Below are 11,557 nucleotides of genomic sequence, written 5' to 3'. Positions count from 1 at the left end.
CCCAGCGTGGAGTCCTATCTCGCTCCACAAACGACAAGTCGATCCACGCGATACCTTCGGTGAGGCGTTCGATTTCGGCCATAAGCACTCTGAAGTCGAACGCCTCATCCTCTAACTTTACGCGACCGTTGCCGGGTGAACGGGTTTTTTGAGCGCGCTCCCCCGAGTGGTTCGCATGCCAGAGATCGAACTCGGCGTGCCGAGGGGCGTCGTCGAGTCGCTGCCGGAGGAGGAGGGGACAGCCGAACGAGACATGCGACGCGCCATCACCGGCATCCAGTCGCGGTTGAACGACGCGCTCGACGAGGCGGACCCGGACGAGGCGGCCGAGGTCGTCGCCGACGCGGTCGAGCGCATGGAGTCGCAGGCGAGCACGTACCACGAGTTCGTTCCGGAGCTGCGCGCGTGGGGGCAGTCGCCCATCTACGCGATCGCGTGGCGCAACCTCTACCTCGAACTCATCGGTCAGCTGTACGACCACGAGTGGCTCGCCGACGACCTCGACCGCGAGCGCAACTTCCGGCTGGTCGAAGACGGGATCCGCCTCTCCGACCTGTAGCCGGCGACGCGTCGACTTCCCGGCCGTCGCCTTCCGCGGCCGGCCGCTTTTAAGCCGCCGCGACACGAGGTACGGGTATGGAACTGGAACTGCGGTTCTTCGCGACGTTTCGCGAGGCCGCCGGCGGGAAGACGGTGAACGCGGAGTTCGCCGACGGCTCCTCCGTCGGCGACGTGCTGCGCGAACTGGAGTCGGAGTACGAGGGGATGGAGGGCCGACTGATCGTCGACGGCGACCTCGCCCCGCAGATAAACGTCCTGAAGAACGGCCGCGAGGTGCTCCACCTCGACGGGCTCGACACACCGATGGCGGACGGCGACCGGCTCTCGGTGTTCCCGCCGGTCGCGGGGGGAACGTGAGCGACGACGGCTCGGCTGCGGCCGAGGGCGTCGGCGGCGACGCGGACGGAGACCCTCCCGGCCACCCGCCCGCGGAGGAAGGGTGGGAGCGCGAGACGGTGGCGTACCGCGGCATCTCCCGGCGGCTTGCCGCCCACTACCTCCGTAACCTGGGCGGAGAACTCGTGGGGACCGACGACCCCGCGGCGGCGACCCGCGTGGACGGCGACGGATGGCGGGCCACTCTCAGCGCAGAGAAGGTGACCGCGGCGGCCGCGATCAAGCTCACCGAGGTGACCGCCGAGTTCGCGGGGGACCCCGACGTCCTCGCCGAACTCCTCCCGAAGTACCGCCAGAAGGCCATGCGCGCCGGCGGGTGATGTCCGACGACGCTGACGACGGGGATCGCGGCGACCGGGGAGACGCCGATCGGGACCCCGACTCGTATCCGATCGAGGGTACCGCGCTGGTGAAGACGGCGGCTCTCGCGAGCGTGCCGGCCGCTCGCGTTCCGGCGCTGCTCGCGCGCGTCCAGGCCGATCTGGGCCCCAGAATCGACGCGTACCGCCGACGTTACGAGCGGATCGCGGCCGAGCCGGAGCGCGAGACGTTCCTCGTCGAGCCGGACCACTGGGGGGCGGTGGCCGACCGCGTCGGACTCACCGAGCGCGAGCGAGACGCCGTGGTTCGCGCCCACGAGGCCGCTGTCGAGCGGATCGGCTCCGGGAGCGGTCGCCGGGAGGAGTTCGACACGGCGCTGGAGATCCGGTCCGGGGTCGTCATCGGCGTGAGTGCGGACGAAGACGACGGGTAATTCGAACCCTGCCACCACCGACGCCTTTTCGGGGCACAGCGCGGACGTGTCCGTATGCGATTCGCTCGACTGCTCACACCGGACGGACCCGTCGCCGGCCGCTACGTCGACGGCGCGGTCGTCGCCGACGACGGCCGCTACGAGGTCGGTCGCGACGGGCGACTGCTCCCGCCCTGTGACCCCACCGCGCTGTACTGCGTCGGCCGGAACTACGCCGAGACGCTCGACCAGATGGAGTACGAGCGCCCCGAAGAGCCGGACTTCTTCATAAAGCCCCCGGCGAGCCTGCTCGCGCACGGCGAGCCGGTCCGGTACCCCGAGTGGACCGACGAGCTGACGTACGCCGGCGAACTGGTCGCCGTGATCGACGAGCGGTGCCGCGACCTCGACCCCGAGGACGTCCCGGACGCGGTGCGCGGCTACACGGTCATGAACGACGTCGACGCGCTCGACCAGCAGGGGCGGACCGCGCGCAAGGCGTTCGACGGCTCGGCGCCGCTCGGGCCGTGGATCGAGACGGACGTGGACCCGACGAATCTCGACATCGAGACGACCGTGGGCGGCGAGAGGAGACAGGACGCCAACACGGAGCTGATGTTGTTCGGCCCGCACGAAATCGTCTCGTACCTCTCGAAGCGGTTCACCTTCGAGCCCGGCGACTGCGTCGCGTTCGGTAGCCCCGCGAATCCCGGTCTCGTCGAGCCCGGCGAGCGCGTCGAGATCACCTACGAGGGGGTCGGCACGCTCTCGAACGCGGTGGTCGCGCCGGACGCGGAGTAGCGTCTCCGAGTACGGCCGGGTGGGCGTCGATCGAGTTCAGCCGCCCCCGGGGTCGAGGTCGTCGACGCTCGCGTCGTCGATCAGGTCGTCGGCGTTCGTTAGCGCCGTCTCGTCGCCGGTCCGGACGTACTCGCCGAGCGCGTCGGCCGCCTCGACGAGGGCGTCCGCGGCCGCGGGCGGCACGTCGCCGCCGAGCGCGTCGACGCGCGTGACGCGGTCGCGGAGGCGTTCGAACGCGTCGCGGGCGGGGCCGATCCTCGCTTCCGGATTCTCCCCGTCGACGGTGACCGTCGGGGCCTCCTCGTCGCTCTCTGTCTCGTCGATTTCGACGTCGTCGCTTTCGGTATCGACACTTTCGGCGTCGTTTCGGTCGGTGCCGTTTCGGTCGGCGTCGTTTCGGTCGGCGTCGTTTCGGTCGGCGCCGGCTTCGAGTTCGTCGAGGAAGTCGAGCGCGTCGCTCCGGTACGCTTCGACCGCGCGCACGGCCGCCATCCCGCGGGCCTCGCGGAGCGCTGTCGGGACCTCGTCCGCCGGTGGTCGGTCGCCGTCGTCGGCGCCGGCGAGCAGCGCGAGGAGGTACTCGCGGTCGGCGTCGGTCGGCTCGCGCAGTCGCTCGAAGCAGTCGACGGCCTCCAGCAGTTCGCGGGCCGCGAGGTACGTCTCGTCGAGCGTCGCGAGCCGGCCGCCGTCGATGAACCCGCGCTTCCGGCAGTACTCCCGGAGGTCGGACTGGAGGTCTTCGGTCCCCGACCGGGGGAGGGTATCGGGCGCGTCTCCGAACCGCTCGCGATGGGCGGAGAGGTCGATCGAGGCGGAGGTGTCGGTGTGGGCGGTGCGGGCGTCGACGCCGACGCTGCGGAGGTCGCCGCAGCTCGGACACGCGACGGAGCCCGTCTCGTAGTACGACCACCGCGTTCCGCAGGACTGACACTCGCGTTCGCCGCGGACCTTCATGCGAGGCGGTTCGTCGCGTCCGCCCTAAACGACTGCGGGTCGGTCGCCGGTTCGCAGAGCGAGTGCCCGGACCCGTGGCCAGCCTATTTCACGCTCTCCGGCGAACGGTTCGTATGAGCTGGCACGCCGTCGAGGCCGCCGACCGCGCCGTCCGCGCCACACGTCGGTTCCTCTTCCCCTTCGAGGCGGTCCGGTGGGCGAAGCTCGCGTTCTTAGCGCTCGTGATGGCCGGCGGGGGCGCCGGAACGCCCGGCGCGGCGACCTCGTCGCTCGGCGTGCCCGCCGGCGGCGTCGGCGCCGGGAACGGGATCGCCCCGATCGAACCCGAGTCGGTCCCTCCGGGTGCCGAACGCGTCGTCCGCACGGGCGTCGAGCGCGTCGCGGAGCTCGACCCCGCGCTGCTGGCCGGACTCGCCCTCGGCGCTGTCTTCGTGGTAGCCGTCCTGTCCGCGTGTTCCATCGCCTTCCGGCTCGTCTTCTACGAGGCGCTCTCGACGACCGAGGCCGCGCTCTGGGGGCCGTTCCGCGACCGGTTCCGACAGGGGCTCGGGCTCTTCGGCTTCGCGGCGGTGACCGCGGTCGTCGCCGGACTTCCCGCGGTCGCGCTCGCGGCGACGCTCGATCCCGACCTGCTGCGAGTCGTCGGGGTTTCTGTCGGCCGGTTCCCCGGGTGGTCGCCGGTGGCTCCCCCCCCTGCTCGGCGCTCTCGGCGTGCTCGCGGGCGCCACCGCGCTCGCCGGGACCGCCGTCTCCAGGCTCACCTTCGAGTTCGTCGCGCCGGCGATGGTCGCCCGAGACGTGGGCGTGGTCGCCGGGTGGCGGGAGGTATGGGCGTCGTTCCGCGGATCGTGGGCGGAGGTCGTCGTCTACGTCGCGGTCCACGCCGTTCTCGCGGTCGGCGTCGGGATCGTTCAGGCCGTCGCCGCCGCGGTCGTCGGCGGCGTCGTCGCGGTGACGGGCCTCGTCGCGCTCCTCCTCGCGGCGGTTCCGCTCGGCGGCTTCGGGGCGCTGATCGGGACGACCGCCGGCGCGGTCGTTCTCGCGACCGTCCTGGTCTGTGCGGTCGTCGCCGTCGTGGTCCTGACGCTCCCGGTCACGCTGGTCGCCCGGACGTACCTGACCGCGTTCGAGGTCTCGACGCTCGCCGGGATCGATTCCGACTTGGCACCGCTGGCGCCCGCGCTCGTCGCGAGCGACGAATCGGGACCGGTAGCGGAGTGATCCGGCGGTGGCCGTGTGTGGTCGGAGGCGAGATTCGGTAGTGCTCGCGCGTGGCTGTCGGCGTAATTTGGCGGTGATCGCGCGCTACCGAGCCTCTCGGCACCGTGTTCGTGTCGTCGAATGATCGTCGAACGTCGAATCAGGAGTTCGACACCATCGGATAGCTTTTTACTCCGTTCACGAATGGAGAGAGACATGGGATTAGACGACGACGCGCGGGAGTACCACCGACAGGAGCCGCCCGGAAAGATAGCGATCGAGACGACGAAGCCCACGAACACGCAGCGGGACCTCTCGCTGGCGTACTCGCCGGGCGTTGCGGCGCCGTGTCGCGACATCGCGGCCGACCCCGAGTCCGTCTTCGAGTACACGGCGAAGGGGAACCTCGTCGCCGTCGTCTCGAACGGCTCGGCCGTCCTCGGGCTCGGCGACATCGGCGCCGCCGCCTCGAAGCCCGTCATGGAGGGGAAGGGCGTGCTGTTCAAGCGGTTCGCGGACATCGACGTGTTCGACATCGAGCTCGACATCGACTCCGTCGACCCGTTCTGCGAGGCCGTGAAGGCGATGGAGCCGACGTTCGGCGGGATCAACCTCGAGGACATCAAGGCGCCCGAGTGCTTCAAGATCGAGGAGCGGCTCCGCGAGGAGATGGACGTCCCGGTGTTCCACGACGACCAGCACGGCACCGCGATCATCTCCGGCGCGGCGCTGATGAACGCCGTCGACATCTCCGACAAGGACCTCTCCGAGCTCGAGATCGTCTTCTCCGGCGCCGGCGCGTCGGCCATCGCGACCGCCCGGTTCTACGTCTCGCTGGGCGCGCGCAAGGAGAACATCACGATGTGCGACTCCTCCGGGATCATCACCGAGGAGCGCGTCGAGGCCGGCGAGGTCAACGAGTACAAGAGCCAGTTCGCCAGCCCGGTCGAGGGCGGCGACCTCGCGGACGCGATGGAGGGCGCGGACGTGTTCGTCGGGCTCTCCGTCGGCGGGATCGTCTCGCAGGAGATGGTCCGCTCGATGGGCGACGACCCGATCATCTTCGCGATGGCGAACCCCGACCCGGAGATCACCTACGAGGACGCGAAAGAGGCGCGCGACGACACGGTGATCATGGCGACGGGGCGGTCGGACTACCCGAACATGGTGAACAACGTGCTCGGGTTCCCGTTCCTGTTCCGCGGGGCGCTCGACGTGCGCGCGACCGAGATCAACGAGGAGATGAAGGCGGCCGCCGCGGAGGCGCTCGCCGACCTCGCGCGCCAGGACGTCCCGGACGCGGTCGTGAAGGCGTACGGCGACGAGCCCCTCCAGTTCGGCCCCGACTACGTCATCCCGAAGCCGCTCGACCCCCGCGTGCTGTTCGAGGTGGCGCCGCGCGTCGCGGAGGCGGCGATGGAGTCCGGATCCGCGCGGACCGAGATCGACTTAGAGAAGTACCGGGAGCGGCTCGAAGCGCGGCTCGGGAAGTCCCGAGAGATGATGCGGGTCGTGCTGAACAAGGCGAAGAGCGACCCGAAGCGGATCGCGCTCGCGGAGGGCACCGACGAGAAGATGATCCGCGCCGCCTACCAGCTCTCCGAGCAGGGGATCGCGGAGCCCGTGCTGCTCGGCGACGCCGACACCATCACGCAGACCGCGGCCGAACTCGGCCTCTCGTTCCGCCCCGAAGTGGTCGATCCAGACGACCGGGACGTCTCCGGGTACGGCGACCGGCTGTACGAGCTCCGGAAGCGCAAGGGAATCACGAAGCGCGAAGCGGACGACCTGGTGAAGCGGGACACGAACTACCTCGGGAGCGTGATGGTCGAGACCGGCGACGTCGACGCGATGCTCACCGGGCTCACTCACCACTACCCGTCCGCGCTCCGGCCGCCGCTCCAGATAGTCGGATCCGCGGCCGACACCGACACCGTCGCCGGCGTGTACATGCTCACGTTCAAGAACCGGGTCATCTTCTGTGCGGACACGACCGTCAATCAGGACCCGGACGCGGAGACGCTGGCGGAGGTCACGCGACACACTGCCGACCTCGCGCGCCGGTTCAACGTCGAACCGCGCGCGGCGATGCTGTCGTACTCCAACTTCGGGAGCGTCGACAACGAGGGGACCCGGAAGCCGCGCGACGCGGTCGACATCCTCCAGTCCGACGACGCGGTCGACTTCCCGGTCGACGGCGAGATGCAGGCCGACACCGCGGTCGTCGACGACATCCTCAACGGGACCTACGAGTTCTCCCAGCTCGACGAGGCCGCCAACGTCCTCGTGTTCCCGAACCTCGAAGCCGGGAACATCGGGTACAAGCTGCTCCAGCGCCTCGGCGGCGCCGAGGCCATCGGACCGATGCTCGTCGGGATGGACGAGCCGGTCCACGTCCTCCAGCGGGGCGACGAGGTGAAAGACATCGTCAACCTCGCCAGCGTCGCGGTCGTGGACGCGCAGGAGTAGTTCATCGGTCGCAGCCCGGCGCTCGGTACACCAATTTTACTTGTTTCCGACTACGACAGTATTGGTATGGAACCGAGCGAGGATCCGGACGAGCCGACCGGGCCGCGAGTGCTCGACAACAGGCGCGACGCGACTCGGTACCGGGTTCTCGTCGAGATCGCCGCGCGACAGCCGGCGGTGAGCCAGGAGGAGATCGCCGACGTCATCGGCGTGACGTCGCAGGCGGTCAGCGACTACGTCCGCGATCTGGTCGACGGCGGGTTCGTGGAGAAGCGCGGTCGCGGTCGGTACGAGGTGACGAAGGAGGGCGTCGACTGGATTATCACGCGGACCGACGCCCTCTCGGAGTTCGTCTCCCGGGTGTCCGACGATGTCTTGGGAAGCGTCGACGTCGACGCCGCGGTGGCGACCGACGCGCTCGCGGAGGGGGACGACGTCGGACTGGAGATGCGCGACGGCGTGTTACACGCCGTCCCCGAGGGCGGCGCGGCGGCGACGGCGGTCGTCGTCACGGGCGGCGAGGCGGGAGAGGCGGTCGGCGTCACCGACTTCGAAGGCGTCGTCGAGTACGACCCGGGCGTGGTGACGGTCGTTCCCGTCCCCGCCGTGACTGAGGGGGAGCCTCCTTCTCCAGACGTGATCAGGGACCGTGCCACCGGGGCAGACCTCGTCGCGGTCGGCGGAACCGAGGCCTACGCCCTCGCGACCCGTACCGGACTGCGGCCCGACGTGCGGTTCGGGTCGGCGACGGGCGTCTCTCAGGCCGCCCTTCGCGGCCTGGACGTGCTCTTGCTCGTGTCGACCGACGAACTCTCTCGGCACACGACTCGGCTCCGCGAAGACGGCGTGCGGTACGAGGTTCGCGACTCCCTCGACCGCTGAGTCCGTCACTGAGCGCGAGTGCGAGCGGGACGCCGTGCGGGTCACGCGCGGGGCGACTCACAGGTAGGTGCGAATGGTGAGTGATATGAGCGGAGAGACACACCGTGTTTCCGGTGAAATCGGGGTGTGGCTGGGTGCGGTCGGTGCGTGGGCGGGACATGTCGTCTGAGAAACCGCAGTTTCTGACCGTATTAAAACAACAGGTTTTATTACCCGTCTCAGAGTAAAGCTCGCCAAGCCAAGTTGGCGAGTGCTCGCCGAGCCATGACGGGCGTTTCACCGGAAACGTGGTCTCTCCCGTGATGGTGTCGACCCTCAGCTCGTCGAACACCGTGTTTCCGGTGAAACCGGCCGACGATCGTCCCCGTTGTTAACCTCGTTCACTCAGTTTCGGGCCGCCTTTCCCTCCGGTGTTGTCTGCTGACACCGCCTCCACGTGCTCTCGTCGTACTCTCGTTAACTCGCATCCGCTCTCGTTAACTCGCACCTGCTCTCGTCGTCCGTTCACCCCATCAGTCCTCTCTCGACCTGTCTCCCTGGATCTCTCCCAACCCACCCTTCCTCAGGCCTTTCCCAGCTCATCCCCCCTCAGGCCTTTCCCAGCTCATCCCTCCTCAGGCCTTTCCCAGCTCATCCCTCCTCAGGCCTTTCCCAGTTCATCCCTCCCCTCCTCAGCCCCCGTTTTCACCGGAAACACGGTGTGTGTCTCGACGGACCAACCCGTCCCCCGACCGCCCCGCGCCCGCGCCCCACACGCGGCCGCGAAACAGAACTCATTTCACCGGAAACCCGGTGTCTCTCTCATGGACGCAGCGGACGACCTCTTCACGAGGGAGGACCCCATCTTCGCGAACAAGGAGCTCCTCGAGATCAGTCACCTGCCGGGCGAGGGCCGAATCGTCGGCCGAGACGACGAGATCGCCGACTTGGCGACGGCGGTCAATCCGGCCATCTTCGGGCAGAGCCCGAGCAACGTCCTCATCTACGGGAAGACTGGTACGGGGAAGTCGCTGTGTGCGAAGTACGTCTCCAAGCGACTCGTCTCGACCGCGAGCGAGGAGGGCGTCACGGCGACGTTCGCCTACGTCGACTGCGCGCAGGACACCACGGAGACGCAGGCGGTCCAGACGATCGCCGAGGGCGTCAACGACCCCGAGGAGACCGGAATCAACGTCCCCGACAAGGGGCTCTCCACCTCCACGTACTACAAGCGGCTCTGGCGGATACTCGACCAGCGGTACGACGTCGTCCTGATCCTGCTCGACGAGATCGACAAGCTCGACGACGACGCCATCCTGATGCAGTTGTCCCGCGCGGGCGAGGCCGGAAAAATCACCGACTGTAAGCTGGGCGTCGTCGGGATCAGCAACAAGATCCAGTACAAAGACCGGATGGACGAGCGCGTCAAGTCGAGCCTCTGTGAGCGCGAGTTCGTCTTCCCGCCGTACGACGCGAACCAGCTACGGGAGATCATGCAGGCGCGCGCGGACGCGTTCCACGACGACGTTCTCGATCCGTCCACTATCCCGCGCGCTGCGGCGCTCGCGGCACGTGAGCACGGGGATGCGCGGAAGGCAATCGACATCCTCAGATACGCGGGCGAGATCGCACAGGGGAACGACGAGCCCACCGTCCGCGAGGAGTTCGTCACGCAGGCGCGCGAGCGCGCCGAGACCGACCGCTTCCGCGAACTCATCCGCGGCTCCACGCCGCACTCGCGGTACGTGCTCCAGGCGCTCGCGCTGCTATCGCTTTCGAACGGTCGACAAGACGGATTCCGGACGAGCCGCGTGTACGAAATCTACGAGAACATCTGTCGACAGGAGGGCTCCGACAGCCTCTCGCTACGACGCGTCCGCGACCTCCTGAAGGAACACGCCTTCCTCGACATCATCGAACAGTCGAAACACAGCGGCGGTAGCGCCGAGGGAAGCTACACCAAACACCAGCTTCTCGAGGACCCGAGCGTCGTCAAAGAGGTCCTCACCGAGGACGACGCCGAAGCGTAACCGAACCGCACCCGGCCGCTCGACGTTGATCGACCGCCACCTGACGGTGACTGACGGCCGCTCGACACCGACCACCGACTTTTATTCAGTCGGTGGTAACCGAACAGACCGATCGATTCACCCTCAGCCGAGCAGCCCGAGCCCTTCGATGCGCTCGACGATCTCCTCGACCGCTTCCTCGGCGTCGTCGGTCCGCTTGCCGCCGGTGATAACGATCTTTCCGCTCCCGAAGAGCAGAATGACGACTTCGGGTTCGTCCATCCGGTAGACGAGCCCGGGGAACTGCTCCGGTTCGTACTCGACGTCTTCGAGGCCGAGCCCGATCGCGAGGGCGTTGAGGTTGAGGTTGTGGCCGAGGTCCGCGCTCGACACGATGTTCTGGACGGTGATCTCCGGGTCGTCTTCGACGGGGATCTGGAGGCCGCGAAGCTTCTCGAATATGATCCCGAGCGCGTCGTGGACGTCGTCGATGCTCTTCGCGCCCGTACAGACGATCTTCCCCGAGCGGAAGATGAGCGCGGCCGCTTTCGGCTCTTGGGTCCGGTACACGAGGCCGGGGAAGTTGTCCGGGTTGAAATCCGCGCCCGGGAGGTCTTCTGCGAGCGCCTCCAAATCGAGCTCCTGACCGATACCCGTCGATGCAACAACGTTCTGAATCTCGATCGAGTCTGCAGGGTTCGTCATCGTTCGCTTTTATATGTGTCCCCCTCCCTTATAAACGCCCGTGGTATAAACGACCGGTTAGTCTCGAAACGGATTGTCTCTCATCCCGCGTACGCGCGAGACCTACACGTAGCCTGAGATTCTATGATCTTATTCTGACACATCACCCGACCACGAGTTCCCATCCGACCGCTCGCTGGCGCCGACCGTCTCCGGTCGTCACCACTCACAGATGGATCAACTCGTTGTGAACTGTCCCATGAAACCGCATGACGTAGCGTAGATGCTTCGACGGGGTTAAGTACAACCCGGGCATTCGAAGAAATGCGAGGCGCCCCCGACGAGGGGGCACCGACCGGCCGTTGACGCGGCCGGTCGAAGCGTTCCGACGTGCTTAAGTGTATAAGCCCGTTCGGTCAATACGCGAAGAACGCACCGCGGACTCGGGCCGTTCAACTCGGCCCGGTTTCGCAGAGTCGGCTCGTCCGACTCATCCGATGAGGATCACGCCCCCTGCGTTCCGGCGTAAGCGGTGATCTGATGTGAGCCGTGGTCGTTCGGTGTCATCCAAGCCGTTGGATGGACCGGACACCACACAGACCAATGCAATGGTGTGTCAACTCTCGGCTTCAATCGAGATTGACACCCGCCAACACCCCCTTCGAGCCGGGAATCAGGCTCGAAGGACATTCATTCCGGTTGATCCTGCCGGAGGCCATTGCTATTGGGATCCGATTTAGCCATGCTAGTCGCACGAGTTCAGACTCGTGGCGAATAGCTCAGTAACACGTGGCCAAACTACCCTTCGGAACACAATACCCTCGGGAAACTGAGGCTAATAGTGTATACCACATCACCACTGGAATGAGTGATGTGCCAAACGCTCCGG

At 67.4% G+C, this 11,557-nt stretch carries 10 protein-coding genes, 1 rRNA gene and 1 pseudogene; 10 read left to right on the top strand and 2 right to left on the bottom strand.

Annotated elements, in window-relative coordinates; translation table 11 throughout:
* Nucleotides 1-175 precede the first annotated feature (175 nt).
* The 5 genes from DVK07_RS18695 to DVK07_RS18675 all read left to right on the top strand — a co-directional run bounded on the left by DVK07_RS18695 (nt 176) and on the right by DVK07_RS18675 (nt 2,491).
* Complete coding sequence (locus DVK07_RS18695) at nt 176-559, top strand: hypothetical protein (protein WP_121598422.1); 384 nt, start codon at nt 176-178, stop codon at nt 557-559.
* Nucleotides 560-636: 77 nt separating this feature from the next.
* Complete coding sequence (locus DVK07_RS18690) at nt 637-918, top strand: ubiquitin-like small modifier protein 1 (RefSeq protein WP_121540835.1); 282 nt, start codon at nt 637-639, stop codon at nt 916-918.
* Nucleotides 915-1,277, top strand: coding sequence for a hypothetical protein (locus DVK07_RS18685; protein WP_121598421.1), 363 nt, complete (start codon nt 915-917; stop codon nt 1,275-1,277). The genes DVK07_RS18690 and DVK07_RS18685 overlap by 4 nt, the downstream gene beginning before the upstream one ends.
* Nucleotides 1,277-1,711 carry a hypothetical protein gene (locus DVK07_RS18680; protein ID WP_121598420.1) on the top strand — a complete coding sequence of 145 codons (435 nt, stop codon included), beginning with the start codon at nt 1,277-1,279 and terminating at the stop codon, nt 1,709-1,711. The genes DVK07_RS18685 and DVK07_RS18680 overlap by 1 nt, the downstream gene beginning before the upstream one ends.
* Nucleotides 1,712-1,765: 54 nt before the next feature.
* A complete protein-coding gene (locus DVK07_RS18675; RefSeq protein WP_121598419.1) occupies nt 1,766-2,491 on the top strand; it encodes a fumarylacetoacetate hydrolase family protein in 726 nt (241 codons plus the stop codon).
* A 36-nt stretch (nt 2,492-2,527) separates the two neighbouring features.
* Here DVK07_RS18675 and DVK07_RS18670 read toward each other — a convergent pair whose 3' ends face one another.
* Nucleotides 2,528-3,445: a hypothetical protein gene (locus DVK07_RS18670; protein ID WP_121598418.1), complete on the bottom strand. Its 918-nt coding sequence runs from the start codon at nt 3,443-3,445 to the stop codon at nt 2,528-2,530.
* A gap of 113 nt (nt 3,446-3,558) precedes the next feature.
* Between DVK07_RS18670 and DVK07_RS24420 the strand changes: the two are divergent.
* The 4 genes and pseudogenes from DVK07_RS24420 (at nt 3,559) to DVK07_RS18650 (ending at nt 10,005) form a co-directional block, all read left to right on the top strand.
* Nucleotides 3,559-4,666: pseudogene (locus tag DVK07_RS24420) on the top strand (hypothetical protein).
* A 195-nt stretch (nt 4,667-4,861) separates the two neighbouring features.
* On the top strand, nt 4,862-7,114 hold the full coding sequence (locus DVK07_RS18660) for an NADP-dependent malic enzyme (protein ID WP_121598417.1): 2,253 nt from the start codon (nt 4,862-4,864) through the stop codon (nt 7,112-7,114).
* 66 nt (nt 7,115-7,180) lie between these two features.
* Nucleotides 7,181-7,996: a MarR family transcriptional regulator gene (locus DVK07_RS18655; RefSeq protein WP_121598416.1), complete on the top strand. Its 816-nt coding sequence runs from the start codon at nt 7,181-7,183 to the stop codon at nt 7,994-7,996.
* A gap of 803 nt (nt 7,997-8,799) precedes the next feature.
* On the top strand, nt 8,800-10,005 hold the full coding sequence (locus DVK07_RS18650) for a Cdc6/Cdc18 family protein (RefSeq protein WP_121598415.1): 1,206 nt from the start codon (nt 8,800-8,802) through the stop codon (nt 10,003-10,005).
* A gap of 123 nt (nt 10,006-10,128) precedes the next feature.
* Here the strand turns inward: DVK07_RS18650 and DVK07_RS18645 are convergent, their stop codons facing one another.
* Complete coding sequence (locus DVK07_RS18645) at nt 10,129-10,689, bottom strand: TATA-box-binding protein (protein WP_049932645.1); 561 nt, start codon at nt 10,687-10,689, stop codon at nt 10,129-10,131.
* A 671-nt stretch (nt 10,690-11,360) separates the two neighbouring features.
* Between DVK07_RS18645 and DVK07_RS18640 the strand changes: the two genes are divergently transcribed.
* Nucleotides 11,361-11,557: ribosomal RNA gene (locus DVK07_RS18640) — 16S ribosomal RNA — on the top strand; the annotation flags it as partial.

Source organism: Halorubrum sp. Atlit-26R (assembly GCF_003666015.1).
Lineage (GTDB): Archaea > Halobacteriota > Halobacteria > Halobacteriales > Haloferacaceae > Halorubrum.
The sequence above is the reverse complement of the archived record's forward strand: the minus strand, read 5'-3'. Positions and strand labels throughout refer to the sequence as shown.